This window comes from Acetobacter sp., assembly GCF_022483985.1.
In the GTDB taxonomy this organism is placed as follows: Bacteria; Pseudomonadota; Alphaproteobacteria; order Acetobacterales; family Acetobacteraceae; genus Acetobacter.
Map to the genome: position 1 here is coordinate 443738 of NZ_JAKVME010000002.1, position 21047 is coordinate 464784.

At 58.3% G+C, this 21047-nt stretch carries 26 protein-coding genes and 1 tRNA gene; 16 read left to right on the forward strand and 11 right to left on the reverse strand.

Translation table 11 applies throughout. The features are described 5' to 3' along the window. The first annotated feature begins 4 nt into the window (after window positions 1–4). Window positions 5–1192, forward strand: coding sequence for a hypothetical protein (locus LKE90_RS13635; protein ID WP_291491905.1), 1188 nt, complete (start codon window positions 5–7; stop codon window positions 1190–1192). A 107-nt stretch (window positions 1193–1299) separates the two neighbouring features. Here the strand turns inward: LKE90_RS13635 and LKE90_RS13640 are convergent, their stop codons facing one another. Further along, window positions 1300–2160, reverse strand: coding sequence for a rhamnan synthesis F family protein (locus tag LKE90_RS13640; RefSeq protein WP_291491904.1), 861 nt, complete (start codon window positions 2158–2160; stop codon window positions 1300–1302). 245 nt (window positions 2161–2405) lie between these two features. Between LKE90_RS13640 and LKE90_RS13645 the strand changes: the two genes are divergently transcribed. Continuing rightward, a complete protein-coding gene (locus tag LKE90_RS13645) occupies window positions 2406–2675 on the forward strand; it encodes an HU family DNA-binding protein (protein ID WP_010666022.1) in 270 nt (89 codons plus the stop codon). A 44-nt stretch (window positions 2676–2719) separates the two neighbouring features. Here the strand turns inward: LKE90_RS13645 and LKE90_RS13650 are convergent. From LKE90_RS13650 to LKE90_RS13670, 5 genes are all read right to left on the reverse strand, one after another. Then, window positions 2720–2794: transfer RNA gene (locus LKE90_RS13650), tRNA-Gln, on the reverse strand. A 60-nt stretch (window positions 2795–2854) separates the two neighbouring features. Beyond that, window positions 2855–3520, reverse strand: a complete 666-nt coding sequence (locus tag LKE90_RS13655; RefSeq protein WP_291491903.1) for a TetR/AcrR family transcriptional regulator — start codon at window positions 3518–3520, stop codon at window positions 2855–2857. Between the two features lie 27 nt (window positions 3521–3547). Further along, the gene (gene proC, locus LKE90_RS13660) at window positions 3548–4375 is read right to left on the reverse strand and encodes a pyrroline-5-carboxylate reductase (RefSeq protein WP_291491902.1); all 828 of its coding nucleotides are present in this window, start codon (window positions 4373–4375) and stop codon (window positions 3548–3550) included. Next, a complete protein-coding gene (locus LKE90_RS13665; protein WP_291491901.1) occupies window positions 4375–4878 on the reverse strand; it encodes a YbjN domain-containing protein in 504 nt (167 codons plus the stop codon). Before LKE90_RS13665 ends, proC begins: the two co-directional genes overlap by 1 nt. Before the next feature lie 164 nt (window positions 4879–5042). Next, window positions 5043–5369, reverse strand: coding sequence for an accessory factor UbiK family protein (locus LKE90_RS13670; RefSeq protein WP_291491900.1), 327 nt, complete (start codon window positions 5367–5369; stop codon window positions 5043–5045). Window positions 5370–5504: 135 nt separating this feature from the next. On the opposite strand from LKE90_RS13670, the gene rfaD reads away from it, so the two are divergent. The 8 genes from rfaD to LKE90_RS13710 all read left to right on the forward strand — a co-directional run bounded on the left by rfaD (window position 5505) and on the right by LKE90_RS13710 (window position 12237). Next, a complete protein-coding gene (rfaD, locus tag LKE90_RS13675; RefSeq protein ID WP_291491899.1) occupies window positions 5505–6488 on the forward strand; it encodes an ADP-glyceromanno-heptose 6-epimerase in 984 nt (327 codons plus the stop codon). Between the two features lie 58 nt (window positions 6489–6546). After that, window positions 6547–7386 (forward strand): prolipoprotein diacylglyceryl transferase, encoded by an 840-nt coding sequence (gene lgt, locus LKE90_RS13680; RefSeq protein ID WP_291491898.1) that lies wholly within the window; start codon window positions 6547–6549, stop codon window positions 7384–7386. Then, on the forward strand, window positions 7383–8429 hold the full coding sequence (locus LKE90_RS13685) for a class I SAM-dependent methyltransferase (protein ID WP_291491896.1): 1047 nt from the start codon (window positions 7383–7385) through the stop codon (window positions 8427–8429). The genes lgt and LKE90_RS13685 overlap by 4 nt, the downstream gene beginning before the upstream one ends. Then, window positions 8426–9226: a peptidoglycan editing factor PgeF gene (gene pgeF / locus LKE90_RS13690; RefSeq protein ID WP_291491895.1), complete on the forward strand. Its 801-nt coding sequence runs from the start codon at window positions 8426–8428 to the stop codon at window positions 9224–9226. The genes LKE90_RS13685 and pgeF overlap by 4 nt, the downstream gene beginning before the upstream one ends. Continuing rightward, window positions 9226–10155 (forward strand): hypothetical protein, encoded by a 930-nt coding sequence (locus tag LKE90_RS13695; RefSeq protein ID WP_291501001.1) that lies wholly within the window; start codon window positions 9226–9228, stop codon window positions 10153–10155. Before pgeF ends, LKE90_RS13695 begins: the two co-directional genes overlap by 1 nt. 44 nt (window positions 10156–10199) lie before the next feature. Continuing rightward, window positions 10200–10775 carry a cob(I)yrinic acid a,c-diamide adenosyltransferase gene (locus LKE90_RS13700; RefSeq protein WP_291491893.1) on the forward strand — a complete coding sequence of 192 codons (576 nt, stop codon included), beginning with the start codon at window positions 10200–10202 and terminating at the stop codon, window positions 10773–10775. A gap of 311 nt (window positions 10776–11086) precedes the next feature. Then, window positions 11087–11746, forward strand: coding sequence for a hypothetical protein (locus tag LKE90_RS13705; protein ID WP_291491892.1), 660 nt, complete (start codon window positions 11087–11089; stop codon window positions 11744–11746). A 50-nt stretch (window positions 11747–11796) separates the two neighbouring features. After that, window positions 11797–12237 (forward strand): hypothetical protein, encoded by a 441-nt coding sequence (locus tag LKE90_RS13710; protein WP_291491891.1) that lies wholly within the window; start codon window positions 11797–11799, stop codon window positions 12235–12237. A 445-nt stretch (window positions 12238–12682) separates the two neighbouring features. On the opposite strand, the gene LKE90_RS13715 is transcribed toward LKE90_RS13710, so the two are convergent. Beyond that, entirely contained in the window at window positions 12683–13255 is a 573-nt protein-coding gene (locus LKE90_RS13715; RefSeq protein WP_291491890.1) for a DUF4142 domain-containing protein, read from the reverse strand. A gap of 189 nt (window positions 13256–13444) precedes the next feature. On the opposite strand from LKE90_RS13715, the gene LKE90_RS13720 reads away from it, so the two are divergent. The 3 genes from LKE90_RS13720 to LKE90_RS13730 all read left to right on the forward strand — a co-directional run bounded on the left by LKE90_RS13720 (window position 13445) and on the right by LKE90_RS13730 (window position 15354). Further along, window positions 13445–13822 carry a DUF423 domain-containing protein gene (locus LKE90_RS13720; protein ID WP_291491889.1) on the forward strand — a complete coding sequence of 126 codons (378 nt, stop codon included), beginning with the start codon at window positions 13445–13447 and terminating at the stop codon, window positions 13820–13822. Next, window positions 13815–14750, forward strand: a complete 936-nt coding sequence (locus LKE90_RS13725) for an SAM-dependent methyltransferase (RefSeq protein ID WP_291491888.1) — start codon at window positions 13815–13817, stop codon at window positions 14748–14750. Before LKE90_RS13720 ends, LKE90_RS13725 begins: the two co-directional genes overlap by 8 nt. A gap of 82 nt (window positions 14751–14832) precedes the next feature. Next, window positions 14833–15354 carry a thioredoxin family protein gene (locus LKE90_RS13730; RefSeq protein WP_291491887.1) on the forward strand — a complete coding sequence of 174 codons (522 nt, stop codon included), beginning with the start codon at window positions 14833–14835 and terminating at the stop codon, window positions 15352–15354. A gap of 315 nt (window positions 15355–15669) precedes the next feature. Here the strand turns inward: LKE90_RS13730 and LKE90_RS13735 are convergent, their stop codons facing one another. Then, window positions 15670–16278: a superoxide dismutase gene (locus tag LKE90_RS13735; protein WP_291491886.1), complete on the reverse strand. Its 609-nt coding sequence runs from the start codon at window positions 16276–16278 to the stop codon at window positions 15670–15672. Between the two features lie 177 nt (window positions 16279–16455). On the opposite strand from LKE90_RS13735, the gene LKE90_RS13740 reads away from it, so the two are divergent. Further along, on the forward strand, window positions 16456–17325 hold the full coding sequence (locus LKE90_RS13740) for a squalene/phytoene synthase family protein (RefSeq protein ID WP_291491885.1): 870 nt from the start codon (window positions 16456–16458) through the stop codon (window positions 17323–17325). Between the two features lie 123 nt (window positions 17326–17448). On the opposite strand, the gene LKE90_RS13745 is transcribed toward LKE90_RS13740, so the two are convergent. From LKE90_RS13745 to LKE90_RS13755, 3 genes are all read right to left on the reverse strand, one after another. After that, window positions 17449–18339 (reverse strand): NAD(P)-dependent oxidoreductase, encoded by an 891-nt coding sequence (locus LKE90_RS13745; RefSeq protein WP_291491884.1) that lies wholly within the window; start codon window positions 18337–18339, stop codon window positions 17449–17451. 190 nt (window positions 18340–18529) lie between these two features. Then, window positions 18530–19186: a uracil-DNA glycosylase gene (locus tag LKE90_RS13750; RefSeq protein WP_291491883.1), complete on the reverse strand. Its 657-nt coding sequence runs from the start codon at window positions 19184–19186 to the stop codon at window positions 18530–18532. A 79-nt stretch (window positions 19187–19265) separates the two neighbouring features. Further along, window positions 19266–19859 (reverse strand): LabA-like NYN domain-containing protein, encoded by a 594-nt coding sequence (locus tag LKE90_RS13755; RefSeq protein ID WP_291491882.1) that lies wholly within the window; start codon window positions 19857–19859, stop codon window positions 19266–19268. Between the two features lie 132 nt (window positions 19860–19991). On the opposite strand from LKE90_RS13755, the gene folK reads away from it, so the two are divergent. Continuing rightward, a complete protein-coding gene (folK, locus tag LKE90_RS13760; RefSeq protein ID WP_291491881.1) occupies window positions 19992–20558 on the forward strand; it encodes a 2-amino-4-hydroxy-6-hydroxymethyldihydropteridine diphosphokinase in 567 nt (188 codons plus the stop codon). Window positions 20559–20582: 24 nt separating this feature from the next. Continuing rightward, complete coding sequence (gene rpoZ / locus LKE90_RS13765) at window positions 20583–20969, forward strand: DNA-directed RNA polymerase subunit omega (RefSeq protein WP_077813480.1); 387 nt, start codon at window positions 20583–20585, stop codon at window positions 20967–20969. Window positions 20970–21047 lie beyond the last annotated feature (78 nt).

Genomic DNA, 21047 nt, shown 5'->3' on the forward strand with positions numbered 1-21047 from the left:
GGTCATGCTTGATCTCGCTGAATTCTCCAATGATCCGCTACTTGCCCGTGACACTCTGCTTGCCCGACTGAAAGCTGCCGGGACAGTAGGGGAACAGGCGCAACTCCATTACCGTTTATGGGAAATGTGCCAGGTCTGCGGCGATGAGGCCGCGGCTCTGTGGCATCTCGACAGGGCGATGCATCTGGATCCTGTCCAACGACCCGATGCGCCGGATGCCGGGGCCGTCCGGCGGATTGTCGCGCTGAATGTACCCGGAACCTTTCAGGCCAATGCGCCGCTTGCCATGCTGCTGGATGACAGCACTGCTCTCTACACGATGTGGGTATCCGGAGAGCCGCACAGACGGCAGGAACTGGCGGAAAGAATCAGAAAACTGCGACCCGATGCGGTTGTTCTTGCGATGGGAGAAGATGCCCGTCAGAAGGCGGCAATTCTTGAAGCAGAGGCGATTGGCAGGGAGGCCGGTTTTCCTGTGCTGAATGGAGGGGAGCGCATCATGCACATGGCGCGCTCGCTTGTGCCGGAAATACTGGCGGGTATCCCCGGACTTCTGGTGCCGTCCTGTCGTGTGGTATGTGCGCCCTTCGACAGGCTTCCGGATTTTCCTCTGCTTGTCAGACCGGTCTCGTCTCATGCGGGAAACCAGTTGAAACGTATCGACAATCGTACGGATTTTGAGCGCTATGTTCATGAGGTCGATGCGTCTGGATTCTATTATGCAACCCATTTCATCGATTATGTGAGTAAAGATGGCCTCTACAGAAAATACAGGGTCGTTTTTGTAGACGGCGTTCCATACCCTGTTCATCTGGCCGTCCATGATGACTGGGCGATCTGGTATTACAATGCGAAAATGGAGCTGTTCCCGGAAAGGCGGGCGGAAGAGTCCCGGTTCATGCAGGACATGACCGGATTTTTTCCATCTCAGGTAATGAAGGCGCTTTATGGGATGCCGCCACGTATAGGTCTGGATTATTTCGGGCTGGACTTTGGTGTTTTACAGGATGGAACGCTGGTCGTGTTTGAGATAGAGACCGCCATGATCGTGCATGACCGTGATCCCGCTGATGTCTTTCCGTATAAAAGTGACTGTATTGCACGGATCAGGCAGGCGTTTGACCGTATGATCGACAGACATGCCCATACCGGCAAGGTTTTGGAAGAAGAGATAATCGGCGGTATGTCCTGACGGGGTGGGCGGCATCCGTTCGGACTTGGATCACGGATGCCGCCCTAACTCGTTGTTGGTCCGGCAGCTTTATCTGACCTGCTGATGCCGTCTGGCCGGATGGTGTTTTAAGGTGCTCTTCCAGTAATCTGTTCGACAAGATTGTAAAGCAGCCGACCCTTCAGGTTGATCTGTGGTCTATTGGGGCGCGGTGGGTTCTGTTTCAGGTAATCTTCGATCCATTGTGTTTGGAAGGTGCTCTGTTCCGCAAGAGCGTCTTTCCAGTGTCTGACTGACATGAGCCGAAAGGGATTGTCGCGCAGCAATTCGGTTTTGATGAATGGTATGGCTTCTGTTCGCAGGAGCCGCCGCCAGTGTGAATGCATTATATTGGTCTTTTTTATCGATCTGGACAGGATACCTTGTCCGTCGCTCCAAGCGGCTGCTGTTTGAAGTTTTTCTGTCCGACAGGCCACAGCCAGCCCCAGTTCGCCATGCCAGATCAGTTCTTCTCGCGTCATCTGCGTGAAGTCCTGAAGAAACACGCGCTGGATGGCGGGTGCGTGAAAGCTATGCTGTTCGAAACAGATGAACCATGACTGAAGGTGGGGCAGGACATCAAGGGATTCTGCAATACCCCAGACGTCAGCCTCTTTCTGTTCCATACGCGCAAACAGTGTCGGGAGTGGTGAAAAAGGGCCGAACACACTGTCATTCGCCAGCAGAATCCGGGAGGCCTGTCCAGCGCAGCCCCGCAGGATCAGGTCTTTCCATGCACCGAAATCATGTCCCGAATTCGGGCGGGACCAGGGGGTTATTCCAGTCCGCTGGCAGAAGTCGAGCGTGTCGTCCGGGATATTCTCGCAACCGGACAGGGCGAGGTGAATAGTGAAACCGCAGCGGGTCAGTTCGGATAAGTAATAAGCGGTATGAGCGGGAATATCTCCTGTCGGCGCGTATGAGGCAAAGAGACAGATGGCGTCGGGCACGAATATGATCCTCATACGAAAATGGCCGTGCGGGATGTCTGATATCCCCTGTAAATCGTGACGTCTATGCTACGCGATGGGCTTTTCTTTCGATTTTTTATGGCGAGTTGGCGTTTTCCGGTATTTTTTTCTGGTTTCTTTAAAATGTCCACGCTAATAACCGGCTTATTGGCCAGTGGCGTTTGGTGGATAGCTGTGATCCACGCCATTGGTCTTGGTAAGCATCCCAGGAGCGTGAGTGGTCCATGAGTAAAGCTTTTATTGCTGCGGTCATCCAGGATTCGATCAATTGCACAGGGGTGGCCGCAAATAAGGCTGCTGCTGATCTTATGGATGCAATTGTGAAGGAACTGAAGCGGGACGGCGGGTTTACGCTTCCGTCTTTCGGCACCTTTACGGTCAAGAAGACCAAGGCCCGCAAGGCTCTGAACCCGCGTACGGGTGAGCCGGTCAAGGTGAAGGCCGGAAAGACGGTGCGTTTCAAGGCAAGTCCGAACCTGAAGAAAGCCGTCTGAGAGAGGTCTGGTATGGCGGGTTCATCAACCGTCATACCGCTTTCTGGCTGGGGTGGGAGGGATCGAACCTCCGTATGGCGGAATCAAAATCCGCTGCCTTACCGCTTGGCTACACCCCAAAAGCAGTTCGTGGAGATGTTCTAATCTGGCTCCACGCCTGCGTAAAGAGTGATTTTGTCTTATTTCCCGTCCTGAAAATCGTTGAAACTGGCGTCGCCGGTTTCAGATGTCAGGAGGTTTGACGCTCCGTTATCGTCTGCCTCGGATTTCAGGGTCGTAGCGTTGCGGAAAAGCCCCAGCCGCTCGGCGCGATCAAGTCCTGTTTCAAGGGCGACCATCGTCAGACCGAGATCTTCGCTCTCGTCTTTTTCCCATGAACGAAGCGCGTATGCCCACAGGGCGACAACACCCTGAACACGCAAAGCCCCCTCGACGCCGCTGGTCTGTATGCCCGCTGCCCCGGCGATCCAGCGCATGCTGTCAACCGTGGCGCCTCCCAGAATGATTGTGACCAGCGGATCGAACGGCAGGGTTTTCAGGACGGAGAGCACGCCGGGGCGATATTGCTGGAAAACATCGAAGCGCCGCATCATCAGGTCGAAAAGCATTTCCCTGGAAGTGCCGAGCGAGCCATCGTCGATCAGGGCCGAGCGATCCGCCAACTGGCCTAGAAGCAGCAGGACAGAGGTCTTGAAAGGATAGCGGCAGCGAACCTCGCCGACATCCAGCCCGGCATGCCGGGCGATCTCGGGCATTGAGACTTTGTTCCAGCCCTTGCTGCCAGCGAGAGACATCGCGGCTTCAAGCAGGGTGGAGTCGAACTGGTCTTCTTCTTCCATAGGCATGGGAAAGGCTCTTGATTTCGGAGAGGTTCAGGAAGCCAGTTCGCGAGCGCGCCGGGCGGCGGCTGTGACGGCTTCGGGGATGGCGGAAGGCCAGTTTGCCGGTGCGTTGAGCACGGCGAGCGCGGCAGCCGTCGTTCCTCCGGGACTGGTCACGCGACGACGGAGTTCGGCGGCGTCTTCCGGGCTGTGATCAAGGAGCGCTCCAGCGCCGGAAACGGTCTTGCGGGCCAGTATGCGGGCGATATCAGTCGGCAGCCCGAGTTCGGCGGCGGCCTTTTCCAGCAGTTCGGCCAGCAGGAAGACATAGGCGGGGCCGCTGCCGGAAACGGCCGTGACCGCGTTGATCTGATCTTCCTCGGAAACCCAGACGGTCGCACCGACCGCCGAAAGCAGCCGGTCGCAGAGTTTTTCCTGACGGTCTGTGACGCCTGGTGCCCTGTAGAGCCCGGTCATCCCCTGTCCGATGGAACTGGGCGTGTTGGGCATGGCCCGCACGATGGCTGGGGTGGCATCCGATGCCTTGCCGCGCAGGCATTCCGCGATCGAGCCTGCGGTCAGACCGGCCATGACCGACACAATGACCGAGCGTGCGACAATATCGGGGCGCAGCGTCGCGAGTTCCTGCATGACCGGCGCGGCTTTCTGCGGTTTGACCGCAAGAATGACCGCCTCGGGCATGAAGTCTTCAGGGATTTTCGACAGGTCCCTTACAAGGGTGTGTGGCGTCGCCACCACATCCCGGTGACGGTCCATGATGACTGAAGGCGCGAGACCGTTTGCGATCCATGCTTCGAGAAGAGCCCCTCCCATCTGGCCACATCCGACCAGAAGGAGGGGAGGGAGAGGCTCTGTCATCAGGCTTCGCCCATACAGTCGAGCATGGCGGCTTCAAGCGCTTCGGCTGGAGCCTTGCCACCCCAGAGCACAAACTGGAATGCGGGGTAGAACCGCTCGCATTCGGTGATGGCGATGTCCACCATGTCTTCCAGACTCTCCATGGAAGCGCCCGGAGCGCCGCGCAGCAGAACGGCGTGGCGGAACATGGGAGTTCCGCTTTCGACATCGAGCGCGAAATGACCGATCCAGAGCCGTTCATTGGCCAGAGCGATCAGTTCGAAAAGAGCCTTGCGCTGCGGCTCGGGCACTTTCAGGTCGAAGGTGCAGGTGAAATGCATGGCGCTGAGTTCGGTCGACCATGAGAAATACAGGCCGTAATCGCACCATTTGCCGGGTGCTTCGGCCGCCATCTCGGATGAATTGCGCCGGTCGAACGCCCATTCATAACCGCAGACGATCTGTTCCATCAGATCGATCGGGTTGGAGTTGGGAGTGGAGGTGGTCATCGTCAGAGCAGGCATGCTGGCCTCCCAAGCCATGAAACGCGTCCCCGTTACGGGGTGGTTTCGTCTGCGAATCAATGGCGAGCAGTCACCCGACTCGCCACACTGTTCAGCCTATGGACCCGCGCCGTTCCCGGCAAGATGAGCCGTGACTGTTTTTGTGACACTCCGGCCTTCTACTCTCAGTTCGGAAAGGCGGCGCTGTCTCCGCTCCAGCCGGAACCCTGATCATCGTGACCGGGAGCCGTGCTTGTTTCCTCAAGATCGGCGACGCGCTTTTCCAGAGCGGCGATGCGCTGCTCGGCTTCTTCTCCGGCCATGCGGGCGTTGGCGGCGAGTTCCTTGACGACTTCAAATTCTTCGCGGCGTACGACCTGTAGCTGGCCGAGGACTTCGTCAACGCGGGAACGGACCAGCGCGTTGATTTCTTCCTTCACGCCGGCAAAGGCAGAGATCGCGCCACCGGCAACACCGGCTAGGTCATCAAAAATACGCGGTCTGTCAGCCATTCCGGTGCTCCTCGGTGTGGCAGGGCTGTCCGAGCCAGCCCTGTTGTGAAGTTTTGCTTATAAGCGTTGAAAGAGGATTAATCCAACCCACGCCCCCTGTCCTCTGCGCATGCTCATCGTTATAAGACTGAATTCATGATTATCGTCACCGGCGGCGCCGGATTCATCGGATCGTGTCTGGTCGCGTCGCTCTGCGCACGCGGGCTGGATGTCGTGGTTGTCGATCGTCTCCGGGATGGAGAAAAATGGCGCAACCTGAAACGTCATGTTCCTCTCCGTATCGTGGCCCCTGACGATCTTGAGACGCTTCTGGACGACGACACCGTCACGGTGGAGGCCGTCTTCCATATGGGGGCGATCAGCACGACAACGGCGCGTGACGGAGATCTCGTCTGGCGCACCAACGTCTCTCTGTCCGAGCGGCTCTGGGCATGGTGCGCGCAGCAGGGTGTACGGTTTTTCTATGCGTCATCCGCCGCGACTTATGGCGCGGCGGATCAGCCCGCTCTGTTCGCCGATGATCCGGCCCTGCTCGCCACGCTCGCGCCGCTCAATCTTTACGGCTGGTCGAAGCAGGCGTTCGATCTGAACGTGATGCGGTCTCTGGATCAGGGTGGCGCACGCCCTCCGCAATGGGCCGGTCTGAAATTCTTCAACGTCTACGGCCCGAACGAATATCACAAGGGCAACATGATCTCCGTCGTGAAGGTGAAATACGACGAGGTCAGGCAGGGCCATCCGGCCCGGCTCTTCCGTTCGGATCGCGCCGACATTGCCGATGGTCAGCAGAAGCGTGACTTCATCTGGGTCGGCGACGTGGTGAAGGTCATGCTCTGGCTGTATGACAATCCGACCGTCAATGGCCTGTTCAATTGCGGCACGGGGGAGGCTCGGACCTATCTCGATCTGGCCAACGCCGTCTGCGATGCGGCAGGCGTGAAGCGGGCTGTCGAGTATATCGGCATGCCGGACAGCCTGCGCGGGCAGTATCAGTCGTTCACGCAGGCGGATATGTCGCGACTGCGCGCCGCCGGTTACGCCGCCCCCTTCACCAGTCTTGAGGACGGCATTCACCAGTATGTCCGGGATCACCTCTCGAAGGCCGACCCTTACCTCTGACACTTTACTCCATCACGTTGAGGGCCCGCGCAGGGCTGGATTTCAGGAAAATTCCCGTATGCTGCCAGTGCTCATGTTCCCGCAGTTCGACCCGGTGCTTGTCCATCTCGGGCCGCTGGCAATCCGCTGGTATGCGCTGGCCTATATCGCGGGCATCGTCATAGGCATCCAGCTTCTGAAAAGGCTGGTCACATGGGCGCCACGTGTTGCAACGCCTGAACTGGCCGATGATTTTCTCGTCTGGGTGACGCTGGGCGTCGTGCTGGGCGGGCGCATGGGATATGTGCTGTTCTATCAGCCTTCGGCCTTTCTGGCGCATCCGGCACAGATTTTCGCCGTCTGGCAGGGAGGCATGTCCTTCCATGGCGGAACGATCGGCGTCATTCTGGCGATGCTGCTGTTCTGCCGTCGCTACGGGCTGAAATTTCTGGCCTTCGCGGACCGCGTGACGACCATTGTCCCGATCGGACTTGGTTTCGGAAGAATGGCCAATTTCATCAATGGCGAACTCTGGGGGCGCTATGCCGATCCGAGCCTGCCGTGGGCGATGATCTTCCCCGGCACGGATGGTCATCCACGCCATCCGTCGCAGCTTTATGAGGCGCTGACTGAAGGGCTGCTTCTCTTTCTAATTCTGTTATTTGCGGCGCGCCAGCCGAAGCTGCGTGAACGTCCCGGTTTTCTGGCTGGTCTGTTTCTGGTGGGATATGGTTGCGCCCGCATTTTTTGTGAGTGTTTCCGTGAGCCTGATGCGTTTCTTGGCTATTTCTCCTTTGGCGTCACCATGGGGCAGATTCTGAGTATTCCGATGATTCTGGCCGGTGTGCTGCTTATGCTGCACGCATTCCGTGCGCCGATTTATGCGGGACGGAGTGTTGAGGAACAGGAAGGCGCGTGAGTGTGTCGGGTTCGCAGGGCGGGGAAAGACTGGATGCGTTCATGGGGCGCGCCAACGCTGCCTATTACGCCCGGCTCGACCCGTTCGCGGATTTTGTGACGGCTCCCGAGATTTCCCAAATTTTCGGCGAAGTGCTGGGAGCATGGTGCGCGGTTGTCATGCGCGGTCTACCGGTGGCGCCCGGTTCTTCCGTCCGTCTGGTGGAAGCGGGTCCGGGACGCGGCACCCTGATGGCGGATATGCTGCGGGTTCTTGCTCGCCTCGCACCCGACTGTCTGACTGGTCTGTCCGTGCACCTGATCGAGACTTCAACGCGTCTGAGGAAAGCGCAGGGGGAAGCGCTGGCGCAGTGTGGAGTGTCTGTCTGCTGGCATGATGTCCTGTCAGATGTGCCGCCGGGTCCGATGGTTCTGGTCGCTAACGAATTTCTCGATGCTCTGCCCATTCGTCAGTTCGTCCGCACGGAGACAGGCTGGCAGGAGCGTTTTGTCCAGAACGGACAATGGAGCCTGCTGGAGTGCGCCGACGTGCCGCCGGAGGTGACCGGACGTGGCGAGGTTGCCGGAGATGTTGTCGAAATTTCGCCCGCTTCGGCTGGTTTTGTGCGGGATGTGGCGGAGAGACTGCGCAGGGAGCCGGGTGTGGCGCTGTTCATTGATTACGGTACGGCCACGTCCTGTGTGGGTGAGTCCCTGCAAGCGTTGCGGCAGGGGCGTCCGGTCTCGGCTCTGGTCGAGGCGGGCACGGCGGATGTGACGGCGCATGTCGATTTCGCGTCGATGGCGCGGGCCGCGCAGGAGGCGGGAGCGGTGTGTTATGGGCCGGACGGGCAGGGCGATCTGCTGCGGGCTCTCGGCGCCGTCCAGCGGGCGGAAGCCCTGTGCCGGAGTGCGCCGGAACAGGCCGGGGCACTCCGGTCCGGTCTGGACAGGCTGATCGGCCCGGACCGGATGGGGCGTCTGTTCAAGGCTCTGGCCATAGCCTCGCCGGAGGTGGCGACTGTGCCGGGATTTTCAGAAAAAACAGCGGGAGAACAGCAATGAGTGTCGGGCTTACGCCAGACTCGGTTGTGCAGAGTCCTTATCTGTCCTTTGTACGCCATGGATTTTTCACGCGTCTCGGAGGCGCTTCGGAAGGGCCGTATGCCAGCCTGAACTGTTCGACCCGGTCGGAAGACGATCCTGCCGCCGTGACGGAAAACCGCTGTCGTGTCGCCGGTTTTTTCGGTCTGCCGAATGAATCGCTTCTGGGCGTGTCACAGGTGCATGGTGACGGCGTGATCACCGTCACCGAACCGTGGAAACCCGGTGAGGGCGGCAAGGCGGACGCGATGGTGACTTCCCGTTCCGATGTGGCGCTGGGGGTCATCACGGCGGATTGCGGTCCGGTCCTGTTTGGTTCGAAAGATGGAACGGTTGTGGGCGCGGCTCATGCGGGCTGGCGTGGCGCTGTCGGCGGCGTGCTGGAGGCGACGGTCCGGGCAATGGGGGCGCTTGGCGCGTCGGCTGCGGAAATCGTGGCCGTCGTCGGTCCCTGCATTGCGCGGGTGAGTTATGAAGTCGGGGCTGACATGCGGGATGCTGCGCTGGCAGCGGATACGCAGGCGCAAGCATTTTTTGTGACGGGCCAGCGGGAAGGTCATTTTCATTTTGATCTGGCCGGATATTGCATGGATCGCCTGCGTCGCGCCGGAGTGACATCCGTGGCGTCCGTGGGGCTGGATACGCTTGGAGACGAACGACGCTTTTTCAGTCATCGCCGTCGCACTCTGGCGGGCGGTGGTCCCATCGGGCACCAGATTTCGGTGATTGCGGCAGGAAGCGGGGTTGGGCCGGGTTGATGAAACGGATTTTTTCAAGGCTTCTTCCGCTTTCAGCGACCTGCCTGTTGACCGGCTGTCTCTCGGTGCCGCACCCCTTCGAGCATGATGGCAAAGCGCAGAAGGGCGGCATGGCGACGGCGCCGACATCCCGTCTCGATATTCCTCTACCGACCGACAGAAGCCTGAGTCCGGAGGGTGAAAAGCTCTGGGCGGCGCAGGTGACACAGGCGCTGCTCGATCAGTCGATCCCGGCGATGGCTCAGCCTGTCCGGCCCGGCGACTGGTGGGTGAAGCTGCATACCGAGCAGCGGGGTGATGCCATCGTGCCGCTTTATTCGCTGATGACGCCGCAGGGTACTGTCCGTGCGACGCAGGAAGGGCCGGGTGTTCCGGCGGCTGTCTGGTCGGCGGGTGGTCCGGAAGTGTTGCGTGAGGCGGCACAACAGGGCGCGGGGCAGATTGTCAGTATTCTGACCGGTGTCATGGCTGAAAGCATGGAGGAAGATCCGAAAAGTCTGAAGCATCGGGGCGCGCGGATTTTCTTTCAGGGGGTGACGGGCGCGCCGGGCGACGGCAACATTTCACTGGCGCGCGCTTTTGTCGTGTCGTTCAAGGAAATGAAGGATACGATACAGACGTCCCGCACCGATGCCGACTTTACCGTGACGACAACGGTCAAGGTGACGGATGGCCCTGAGGGCACACGGGGGCATCCGCAGCAGAACATCCGCATCGACTGGCGTGTGACTGACAAGGATAACAAGGAAGTCGGGATTGCGACCCAGCTTCATGACATCCCGGCTCATTCGATGGACGGCATGTGGGGCGATGTCGCCATGGCGGCAGCGGAAGAGGCGGCGGGGGCGGTTGAGGAAATGATCACGCGCTATTCGAGCCGGGACGCCACACCGATACCGAAGCCGCAGGAACCCGCGAAAAAGAAATAGTTGCCTGCTCCAGCAGATATTCCAGCAAGGAAAGTGAAGAACGCATGTCAGTCAGGATAGACCGGGTCGTCACGCGGGGCGGAGACAAGGGGCAGACGTCCCTTGGAGACGGAACGCGGCTGAGCAAGGCTGATCTTCATGTCGAGGCGATCGGCGTGCTGGATGAGGCCAATGCCGCTGTGGGTGTGTTGCGGAGTCATGTCGTGGACCCGGATCTGTCCGGAAAGCTGATGGCGGTCCAGAATCTGCTGTTTGATATGGGCGGTGATCTCTGTATGCCCGAGGGCAGCAAGCATGCGAAACGTCTGACAGACAGCGTTATCGTGCCGCTTGAGGCCGAGATCGAAAGACTGCGTGTCCTTCAGGTGCCTCTGACCAGTTTTATCCTGCCGGGTGGATCGGTGTCTGCGGCCTGGGCGCATATTGCCCGTACAGCGGTGAGGAAAGCGGAGCGCGCGGTTGTGGCGCTGTCCGGGCAGACAACGATCAATCCTGTTCTTATGCCGTTATTGAACAGGCTCTCAGATTACTTCTTTGTACTTGGACGACATCTTAATGATGACGGCAGGCAGGATGTGCTCTGGCAGCCCGGCGCCACCCTGTTTGCAGACACACACTGAATTTCATGTTTCTTGATAATTTGTATCAGTTGGTTGCTGCAATTCTTGCCGGATGACCATGTAAGCTTTCATGGCAAAAAGAATATCTGCGGGTTTCTTGTAGTAGTGAAAGCTTCGTGCTACCTGTCATCCCAATCTCGTAAAAGATGATTGTCGGCTCAGTTCTGTCCCGGCGAAATCCCACAGATCATGGGCACTCAGAGTTATATCTGGCGATGCGTCACGTCGGCGGTCTCTGCTTCTGCAGGATCTGTTTCTGTGATGGCCGGAATGACTTGAAATTTGAAAGTATAGTAGTGGATAGTGGATTATTGAAAAGATCCTCTCAGGCTGACCTGCTGGAGGACAACCTTACGGATCATGACGCTGAAGAAGCAGCCCTGCGTGCGCTGAACCGCATGGGGTCACACAAGGCGAGCGCCCCGACGTCCGGTGGCAATGTGCCGCGCCAGAATGCGCCACGCCAGAACGATCAGCAGCTTCGTCTGTCGCCACGGGCCGGTCAGGATGCGGCGGGGCAGTTCCGCAAGCGCCGCTTTGTGCGTGATGGAGATGTGCAGGTAGAGCATAATCCGTTCTCACGGCCTGCTGCCCGCACCACGTCCGCGCAGTCCGGTGATAGCGAGACGAAGCTTGCCAATCGCGCTCTTGAGGCGGAAAGACGCGCCCGCAATGATGCCGAGCGTCAGGTGCAGGAACTTGAAACGCATCAGCGTTCGCTTGAGACCCGTCTTGGCCACGCGCAGGTTCTTGTGGCCGAGCTTAAGGAAAACCTTGCGACACGTGAGGCGGAACTGGCTGCGATGAGACTGGAACTGGCTGGCGAGCAGCTTGCCTTGCAGCAGGCTCGCGCTGACATCAAGGCGCTACGGCAGCAGACCCGTTCCGTTCCTCAGAAAAACGTCGCCAGTCCGCGCGATGTGGAAATGGATGAAGAAGGCCAGCAGCCTGTGAAGTGGTGGAAAGACTGACTGTTACTTCTTCGGTCTGTTCTTTGACTCACGGAAAAGAGCATCTGGGATTGCTGCGTGCGATCGTTGTGCTCTCCTGCGTCTGCCAGCTTGCGGCCCTGCTGGTGCCAAATCTGATTTCAGGTTTTCTGGTTCTGCTACAGAGCGTCATGGAGGCGCTGTTTCTGCCCTTCCGCCTACTGTTTAATCTCGCCCTGTGGCTGACAACAGGGCGTCAGATCAGTGAGGCAGTGTCCAGTGTGGGACATGCCATTCCGCCACGCGATTTTTCCGATGTTTTCTATCATGATTATGCGCCGGCGGCTCTGCTGGTCGCTGGTCTGCTTCTGTTTGTTCTGGCGGTCGGTCAGCGGAAAAAATGGTTTCTCTGGCCGTGTTTTCTGATGCATGGGCTGGCGGGTTTTATGATCGGACTGCCGGAGGCCGTTCTTCTGTTTCCGTCTCTGATGGCAGAAATTGTCGCGTTCAGAAAGATGGATGTCGAGGGGTAAGGGAAGTCAATTTCCTTTGTTTTTAGGCAGATTTTGCATGTTGCTCACCTGATCGGATACTGTTTCAGGACCGGCAACGTTTCGGATTGACCTGTCCGCATCCGCAAGGGAAGCTACTTCATTGTCTTCACTCTGTTGATAGTAAATCAGTTTTCAAAAACGCCGTTTGGGGGCGCGTTCAGGAAATCTTTCCGCAAGAAGAAACACTTTATAAAATCGTTGGTATAGACGGCTTGTCTCAAGGAATTCTTGTGATTGTCGAAATTCCACGTAATGGAAAGATATGTTCTGTAATACGAAATTGAAAAATGATCTGATTTTATGAAGTGAATTTTCAGGAATTATGGTGTTATGGAATATTGTTTTCGGTTTTTTAGGAATGAATTTCCTGTGGCAATCCTCCCGAAAATACAGAATTTTCGGGAGGCGGCGCACATGCTGGAGATCAGTGCGTATGGGCGTGGCGCTTGCCGCGATAGACGCCCGGATGACCTTTATGACTCTTCAGGGCTTCTGCGGCTTCCAGATGCGCCTGCGCTGTCTGCTGGAAATCGGTGGCAAAGCTCTTGAGATCGGCATCGGATGTAGCGGCTGCCTCATCGCCTGCCAGCTTCACGGCGCTCGTATGTGACTGGATGGCGTTGGCAATGTAGCCCTTATCGAATTTCGCGCCTTTGACGCCGCCGAGATCTGTAATGATTTTCTGGTCGTCATCATTGGGTGATGTGGGCAGGGTAATGCCATGTGCCGACGCAATGCTGGCCAGACGGTCTTCGGCGCTTGTATGTTCGGAAATGGCATGCTGGGCGAAGCTCTTGACGCCGGAGGTGCCTGCGTTGGTCAGAGCGATCTTGCCAAGCGCCACTTCGGTCAGATTGGCTTCGGCGACCGTCTGCACGAAGGCTGTATCCGCTGCTGAAAGAGACGGAGGCGCTGGTGGTGCCGGTGGCTGCGTTGCTGAGCATGCCGCCAGACCGCCGAGGGCTGCAACAGCAGTTATTTTTTTGAAGATATTCATGAATCTACTCTTTTATTGCGGGTTTCCCCGATGGTGGAACCAGGGCACGGAGGTTTGTTTCTTGCCGGTTTCTCTTCTCGCGGTTACCACGGCGTTTGTGACTTGGCCAATCATGGAAACGGTAGCGGGCCAGAAGCCGAACGCACGGCGTCCCGCACAGTTCATCAGAGTGTTCAGGAAAGGACTGACATGATTATAGCTCGTCTTTGGCGTGCGGCTGCCGCCTTTCTGGCGGCTGTTGCCGTGGCCATGGGAGCTGTCGCCGCCCATCTCCCGATTGAGCGGTTCGGGCTGCCGGAAGGACGGGAGATCGTTCGTGAGGCGGTGCAGATGCAGATGTGGCACGCGCTGGCGTTGCTGGCATTGGGGGTGGGACTACGCTCGCCTTCACGTTTGCAGGCGCTGGCTGGCTGCATGATGCTGCCCGGTCTCATGCTTTTCTGTGGCGCGCTCTATGTGACGGCCTTTTCTGGCCATCATCTTGGAAGCGTTGCGCCGACAGGAGGGTCTCTCCTGATCCTGTCGTGGATTGTGCTTGGTGTAGGATTTCTTGCCCGTCATGACTGATGATATTTCTGTTGGTAGCGTCTATGTCGCGGCTCCGGGATTTGAGGACGTTCTACAGAAGGAACTGGAACGGTCGGGAGTGACGCTAGCTTTCTGGCATGGGCGTCTGGTGGTCTGTGAGGCGCCTCCCATGGTCAGTGTCTGGGCGCTTGATGTCTGGACATCCCCTGAAATCCACACGATTGTTTCAATTGGAGAAGCGGCGCGCCTGCTGAAAGGCAGGCAGCGAAACTGGTCGCTGGCGCCGGTGGAGTTCTTCCGAAGGACGTCGCTGATTGTCGATAAACTCCCGCCCGTCAAGGCGGCGCCGCTGGTGTTCCCGCAACTGCCACCGACAAGTCCATTGGGGGGCTGGACGCTTCTCGCTCCCGACAGGATTCTGTTTTCCCAAGCCAAAACAAGCCCTTTCCCGATGGGTGAGGTGAAATTCGTTGAGGATCGGGAGGGGCCGCCCTCACGCGCCTATCTCAAGCTGTGGGAGGCCTGTACCCGGCTGGGGCGCTGGCCTGTGCCGGGGGAAACCTGTCTGGATCTGGGGGCGACGCCGGGTGGATGGACGTGGGCTATTGCGAAACTTGGAGCCAGTGTAACGGCAATCGACCGTGCGCCGCTTGCTCCATCCGTCGCCGCCATGCCCGGTGTGAGGTTCCGGCAGGAGAGCGCCTTTGGTCTGGAGCCGAGCAATGAAGAGCGTGTGGACTGGCTTTTTTCGGATGTCATTGCTTATCCGGAGCGTCTTCTGACGTTGGTGAAACGATGGATTGAAGCGGGACGGGCGGCAAGGATTGTCATGAGCGTGAAGTTTCAGGGTGAGACCGATTTCGCCATTCTGGATCAGTTCGCGGCCATTCCCGGAGGACATCTCGCGCATCTGTTCCACAACAAGCATGAGGTGACCTTTTTCTGGTCGGAAAACGGAATCTTCTGAAATCTGCATTCTCTTGTTGCGAATGTCTTTTGTGACAGTGAAAACACGACATCACGGATCCACTTGAGGGGAAGGAGATGTGATGCGTTTTCTGAAATTAGGGTTGTGCCTGACGTGCTGTGTCGCGCTGGCTGGTGTGATGTCCGAGGCTGCCATGGCCCGGACAATGACGACGGCGCCTGTCGTTGGCGATGATCCGGTGCATCCGGTTGTGGTGCCGTATCCTGTGCCGGAAATGGCTCAGGCGCAGCTTCAGGCGGCGATTGCGCGCGCCAAGGTGAGCGGCAAGCCGGTTCTGCTGGATTTTGGCGGAAACTGGTCTCCCGACTGCTGGTCTCTGTCGGGTGTTCTGGCGATCCCGGCGGTGTCGGCATGGATTGCCCAGAACTTTGAGGTCGTGGTGGTCAATGTTTCACGCCGCAACACGAATCTTGGTATCGGGGAGAATTATGGTGTCGAGATTACGGCGGTGCCGTCCGTCCTGATCGTGTCGTCTGACGGAAAAGCCCTCAACGCAGGCACCATTGGGGCCCTGTCCAATGCGAGCAAGATGACGCCCCAGTCGATTGTCGATCAACTTGCGGCATGGGGCAAATTGAACTGATTCATTTCAATCAATAGTTTTTAAAAGATTATTTTATCTGTCTTTAAACCGGAATGGCCGTGCGCCTAGCGGACCAAGGGCACGAAATTATTTGCAGGTGTGCTGACCCGGTCATTTCGGTCCGGTTGCTCCGGACATTATTTCAGTCAGATCGCCCGTTCCGGATGAAAGCCTGCGGGGTTCATTTCGGACGTTCCGGCGAATTGTAACGCATGTCGGGTGAAAGACGCGGCACTTTCCGCCCGCTTTACAAAAAGTGTAATTCTGGAAACAGACAGGCCGGAGGAATTACCCTCCGGCCTGTTTTTTTGTGGCTCAGGCGGATTTGAGCTGAGCTTCGGCAAACTCGTAGTTGGCGAGCTTGTCGAGATAGTTGGTGATGTAGTCAGGACGACGGTTACGGAAGTCGAGGTAATAGGCGTGCTCCCAGACGTCGAGGCCGAGAAGCGCCGTGCCCTGACCTTCGGCGAGCGGGTTGCTGCCGTTGGCGGTCTTGGTGACGGCCAGCTTACCGTTCGGGTTCAGAACCAGCCATGCCCAGCCGGAGCCGAACTGGGAGATCGCTGCCTTCTTGAACTCTTCCTTGAAGGCTTCGACACTGCCCAGATCTTCCTTGATCTTGGCTTCGAGAGCCGGCGGGATTGCGCCGCCGTTGGAGGACAGGTTCTGCCAGAACAGGATGTGGTTCCAGTGCTGACCCGCGTTGTTGAACACAGGAGCCTGAGCCGCATCACCTTTGACGGCGAGAATGATCTCGTCGAGGGACTTGCCCTGAAGCTCCGGCTTGGCTTCCACGAAATTGTTCAGGGCTGTCACGTAAGCCTGATGATGCTTGTCGTGATGAAGCTCCAGAGTCTCCTGGCACATGCCTTTGGCGGCAAGGGCGTTATAGGAGTAAGGGAGGGCAGGCAGTTCAAATGCCATGATGATGGTCTCCTTGGATTGCAATCTCGGACACAGGGCACGAATACAGGGCGAAACGATGCCGCCCTCAACAGCTATGGTCCACCCGGAAAAGCGTCAAGGGATGCCTGCGTGATAGATGGCTGACAACTTCCTGAAAGGTTCAACGCAGGTATGGCGGAAAGAGATCCATTAAAAATGGAAAAGCCTGACTGTGAAACGACAGCACGTTTATGTGATCCCGATCGGTTTTTCTGTGCGATGCTCCTGCCGCAGACCATCAGGGTGGCGGCCTTTACGCTCATTGCGCTGAACTGTGAGCTGTCGAAAGCCCTTGTTCTACCTGTGTCGGGCACGGTGACCGGCCCGATGGCGGGTCTGATCCGGCTCCAGTGGTGGCGGGATGTGGTTGAAAGTCCTGAGCAAGGGCGACAGTCCCGTCATGAGATCGCCGTGGCGCTGGCGGGCCTGCTGGAGGGCGGCATTGTCCGTAAGGCCCCTCTGCTGACACTGATTGACGCGCGGGAGGCGGAGTTGTGCCGTTTCCCGGACTGGACGGCGTGGCGTTCGGCCATGCTGGATGGCGCCGGCATGATGCAGCGGATGGTCGGTGAACTGCTGGGAATCGCAGATGAAACGATTCTGACCGCTGTAACCCGTACCGGTGCGGCTTTTGGCACCGGGATTCTGGTGCGGTATCTGCCGCAGGTTCTGCTCAGTGGACGCATGCCTCTGCCGGAAGAGGTGTTCGCGAATGTTGGACTGTCTGTTCACGCTGACGGCGAGGCGCTTCTGGAAGGCACGAGACTGGAGACAATCGTAAGCCTTCTGCGACGGGAAGGGCTGGCATTTCTGCCGGACCGTCAGGAAATCCGGCAGGCAAGACTGGCCATGCTGCCTGCGATTCTGGCCCGCAGGGATCTGGCCCGTCCGCCCGTTGCGACTGGCGCGGCAAGGGGTGTTGGCGACCGGCTGGCTGTGATGGCGGCGGGAGTCATGCCGACGGTTCTCTGGAATGGTCCCCATGCGGGCTCTGCCCACGCCCGCAAGGGTTCACGGGCCCCCTGACTTGCCGATCAGGGCTTCCGGAGGCGGGAGGTGGGCAGCACCTCCTTGACCTTTCTTCAAGAAAAAGGGCCGTGAAGAAAATTGGAGAGATCAGGGGCGCTGACCCCTCCTGTGTTGCCCGGTTTAGCGATCGTTGGCGATGGTGTTTTCCATGACCCGGATGAGCGAGGAATAATCCTCGTCGGGTGACAGGCGACGGGTCAGGGAAAGTTGCTGTGTGGCGGCCGCCAGTGTCGGAACCGGCACGGCTTCACGTGCCGCCGCATCCAGCAGCAGGCGCATATCCTTCTGCATGAGACGGGCCGGAAACTGCGGCGCAAAATTGCCGTCCTTCGCTGCTTTCAGCTTGCGTTTGTGATGAGGAGAGATCACCGCGACCTGATCGAGCGCATCGAAGAGCATGGAGCGATCCAGCCCCGCAGACAGGCCGTAAGCGACCGACTCGGCGAGAGTGGTCAGTCCCGCGCCCATGATGCCATTGATGACGAGTTTCAGACGCGCGCCGCTGCCGGACGGACCCGCGTGGATGGTGAGCTTGCCGATGGCGTCAAAAATCGGCGCGGCCCTTGCCACGTCCTCCCCGTCTCCTCCTACGAGGATGACGAGACTGGCGGAATCAGCCTCCGGCGTGCTGCCTGATACGGGAGCGTCAAGCACGGTAATGCCGTGTTTCTGACCGACGTCATACAGGGCTGCCGCGGCTTCTGGCGACACCGATGAGGTGTTGATGAGCAGGGAGCCTCTGGCCATCCCTGCCAGAGCGCCGTTGTCGCCATACATTGACGCGGCAAGGGCTTCATCGTCAGGCACACAGACCACAACCGTATCCGCCTGCTTCGCAAGGGTCTGCGGTGTCGGAAACATGGGAACGGAAAATGAGGGGGAGCGACCGGAAGGTGTGTAGGCGCTGATTGTATAACCTGCGGCCGCGAGGTGATCGCCCATCCGGCTGGCCATCGCGCCAAAGCCGATAAATCCGATGCGTGTCGCGTTTTCGGGAGAGAGTCTTGTCATGCTGGTCAATCCTGTCCTGATCCAGGCCGGAATATCGTCTGAAACAATACCTGAACGATAAGACAGTTTTTTTGAAAGCACTATCTCCGCCCTGCCTCCAGTTTCTGAGGTAGGATACCGCCAGTTTACGGGGTTATCGGTCTGCCATGTCTATGGGAGGGAGGGCGTGAAGCGGGAGGGGGCTGTGACCCTATTCCGGAGAGTCGATTTCCTGCCGGATATCCTGAAGGAGTTTTGTGAAAGACGCCTGGCACAAATGGCCATTTTGCAGGTTATGGCGTGAGAGCTGTAGGCTGTTCGCAATTCTGAGCCCGTCGGGCATGCTCGAAATCTGACCGTTCTGAAAACTGACACGGGAGAATGGCACGCCACAGGCCGCGAGCGTCGCATTATGCGCAAGCACGCCCAAAGTCAGGACAACCCGCAGATTGGGTAGTGTCTGTAATTCGGTACGCAGGAAATGATTGCAGGCCACGACATCCGACGGCAGAGGCAGATCGGAGCGCGGGGGAGACTGGATAACGCTGATAAACCGGGTCTTTGCAGGCACTAGTGCACCGTCCCCGTTTTCATTCGCACTGCGCGAAAGAAAACCGGCTTCGACCAGCGCTTCGTAAAAAACGGTTTCGGTCTGGGTATCGAAGTGGGAAGGATCGTCGCTTTCCTGCGGATGGATGAAAGCTGGCGCTACGATCAGAAGACTGGCGTTGGCGGGACCGAAAGGGAGTCGTTGCTCGGACAGTCCGGCGCTGGAGCCGGGCAAGGTGATGCGCGGGCAGACTGCGCTGTTGTCCGTAAAATCCATCGTGCCTGAAAGAGCGACGGCAGATGAGGTAACGACTCCCATGGGATAACATGCTCCTGAAAACAGCCCTCCATCCCACCGGGGAGTAAGAGGTGGGATGGAAGGAATATGGTGGGTGGGCCTATTCGGGCTCGCTCAGTTGATCTGCCGGATGGCGAATCGGGGTCTGACGGGGACGGGGTTCAGCCGGTCGGCGCGTGATGTCGTCCGCGATATCGGCCAGATCGACAAACTGGTCAGCCTGCCTGCGGAGGTCGTCGCCGATAAGAGGCGGAGAAGAGCGCATGGAGGATACGACGGTGACGCGGACGCCCTGACGCTGCACGGCTTCAACCACGCGCCGGAAGTCCGAATCGCCCGTGAACAGGACGGCATGATCAATGCGGGGCGCCGCTTCCATCATGTCCACCGCGATTTCGATGTCCATGTTGCCCTTGATACGACGGCGACCGCTCTGGTCGGTGTATTCGCGCGCTGTTTTGGTCACCAGAAAATAGCCGTTGTAGGACAGCCAGTCCGTCAGCGGCTTGATGGGAGAATATTCCTCAGTATCGAGAATCGCCGCATAATAATGGGCTCTCAGGAGGTGGCATCTCCGTGCGAAAAAATCGAGCATCTTGCGGTAATCGACGTCGAAACCAAGACCGCGGGACGCAGAGTAAAGGCTTGATCCATCAATGAAGAGGCTGGTGCGTTCAGTGTTATGAATGATCATTAAGTTTGTATTCCTTTAATACCGATGACTGTATGGTGAACAGGTTAAGACTTGGTTATGTGTCGCTCGAATCCCATTGGATCTTTTCACAGGAAGGCCGGGGCGTGTTTCAGGGGTAGGAGGATCAAGGTGGTGCAGGTCGTGATAGCCATTGGTGCGAACCTTGCCGGTTGTGATCCCGTTGATGGAAGAATATTACCTCCGGCCGCAACCTGCGACGCCGCGGTGGAAGCCCTGCGTGGCCTCCCCGGACTGAGTGTGAACGCCGTGTCCCCGTGGTACGAGAGCGAGCCGGTTCCACCCTCCGGTCAGCCTCCCTACATAAATGGCGTCGTGGTGGGCAAGTCTTCTCTTTCACCGCAGGCTCTGCTTGAGGCCTTGCACGGGATTGAGGCTTCATTCGGGCGGGTGCGCAGCGTGGTGAACGCGGCCCGGACGCTGGACCTGGACCTGATCGATGTGGGGGGGCTGGTCATAACGGAGGGCGCTCCCCTGCTGCCGCATCCCCGGGCTCATGAGAGGGCCTTCGTGCTTCTGCCTTTGAGAGATGTCCTGCCGGACTGGCGGGAGCCGGGCTCGGGAAAGACGGTGCAGACCCTGCTGGAGGCGTTGCCTCCTCAGGGCATCCGGCGGCTGGAGCAGGGCGGGAGTGGTGGAGGCTTCCCTTGCAGTGGGGATGATGGTAAGAAACATCTTTAACAAAATTTTCGGGAGGTCCGCCCCATGGCGCGCGTCACAGTCGAGGATTGCGTCGAGAAGGTGCCGAACCGCTTTGAACTGGTTCTGCTTGCCGCTCAGCGCGCACGCAACCTGTCCCGCGGTGAGGAACTGACAGTCGATCGCGATAACGACAAGAATCCTGTTGTCGCGCTTCGTGAGATCGCCGAGGAAACCGTCCAGCTCGAACCGCTGCGCAGTGATCTGGTGCGCTCTCTGGCGCGTGCTCCCGAGCCGGAGCCGGCTGACGAAGAGGTCATGGATCTTATCCCGACCGAACAGAACATCTTCGGTCTACAGGAAAGCTCCGCCGAGGAAGAGGTTACCGATCTTTCTCCGGAAGAAATGAAGGCCGCTTTTGAAGCCGAAATGTCAGGTCGCGGCAAACGCTGATTCCTGTCTGACAGACTGCACCGCCGGACGCTCTCTTTTCCAGAGCGTCTGACGGGGACTGAACCTCCTCCGGTCAAT

Bases quoted from the DNA above. Each gene is read 5' to 3' on its own strand.
- LKE90_RS13720 (WP_291491889.1), top strand. From the start codon at position 13,445: ATGATTATAGCTCGTCTTTGGCGTGCGGCTGCCGCCTTTCTGGCGGCT.
- LKE90_RS13715 (WP_291491890.1), bottom strand. From the start codon at position 13,255: ATGAATATCTTCAAAAAAATAACTGCTGTTGCAGCCCTCGGCGGTCTG.
- LKE90_RS13735 (WP_291491886.1), bottom strand. From the start codon at position 16,278: ATGGCATTTGAACTGCCTGCCCTCCCTTACTCCTATAACGCCCTTGCC.
- LKE90_RS13635 (WP_291491905.1), top strand. From the start codon at position 5: ATGCTTGATCTCGCTGAATTCTCCAATGATCCGCTACTTGCCCGTGAC.
- proC (WP_291491902.1), bottom strand. From the start codon at position 4,375: ATGACAGAGCCTCTCCCTCCCCTCCTTCTGGTCGGATGTGGCCAGATG.
- LKE90_RS13665 (WP_291491901.1), bottom strand. From the start codon at position 4,878: ATGCCTGCTCTGACGATGACCACCTCCACTCCCAACTCCAACCCGATC.
- LKE90_RS13745 (WP_291491884.1), bottom strand. From the start codon at position 18,339: ATGACAAGACTCTCTCCCGAAAACGCGACACGCATCGGATTTATCGGC.
- LKE90_RS13755 (WP_291491882.1), bottom strand. From the start codon at position 19,859: ATGATCATTCATAACACTGAACGCACCAGCCTCTTCATTGATGGATCA.
- rpoZ (WP_077813480.1), top strand. From the start codon at position 20,583: ATGGCGCGCGTCACAGTCGAGGATTGCGTCGAGAAGGTGCCGAACCGC.
- lgt (WP_291491898.1), top strand. From the start codon at position 6,547: ATGCTGCCAGTGCTCATGTTCCCGCAGTTCGACCCGGTGCTTGTCCAT.
- LKE90_RS13695 (WP_291501001.1), top strand. From the start codon at position 9,226: ATGAAACGGATTTTTTCAAGGCTTCTTCCGCTTTCAGCGACCTGCCTG.
- LKE90_RS13740 (WP_291491885.1), top strand. From the start codon at position 16,456: ATGGAAAAGCCTGACTGTGAAACGACAGCACGTTTATGTGATCCCGAT.
- LKE90_RS13750 (WP_291491883.1), bottom strand. From the start codon at position 19,186: ATGGGAGTCGTTACCTCATCTGCCGTCGCTCTTTCAGGCACGATGGAT.
- LKE90_RS13725 (WP_291491888.1), top strand. From the start codon at position 13,815: ATGACTGATGATATTTCTGTTGGTAGCGTCTATGTCGCGGCTCCGGGA.
- LKE90_RS13655 (WP_291491903.1), bottom strand. From the start codon at position 3,520: ATGCCTATGGAAGAAGAAGACCAGTTCGACTCCACCCTGCTTGAAGCC.
- LKE90_RS13700 (WP_291491893.1), top strand. From the start codon at position 10,200: ATGTCAGTCAGGATAGACCGGGTCGTCACGCGGGGCGGAGACAAGGGG.
- LKE90_RS13730 (WP_291491887.1), top strand. From the start codon at position 14,833: ATGCGTTTTCTGAAATTAGGGTTGTGCCTGACGTGCTGTGTCGCGCTG.
- pgeF (WP_291491895.1), top strand. From the start codon at position 8,426: ATGAGTGTCGGGCTTACGCCAGACTCGGTTGTGCAGAGTCCTTATCTG.
- LKE90_RS13670 (WP_291491900.1), bottom strand. From the start codon at position 5,369: ATGGCTGACAGACCGCGTATTTTTGATGACCTAGCCGGTGTTGCCGGT.
- rfaD (WP_291491899.1), top strand. From the start codon at position 5,505: ATGATTATCGTCACCGGCGGCGCCGGATTCATCGGATCGTGTCTGGTC.
- LKE90_RS13645 (WP_010666022.1), top strand. From the start codon at position 2,406: ATGAGTAAAGCTTTTATTGCTGCGGTCATCCAGGATTCGATCAATTGC.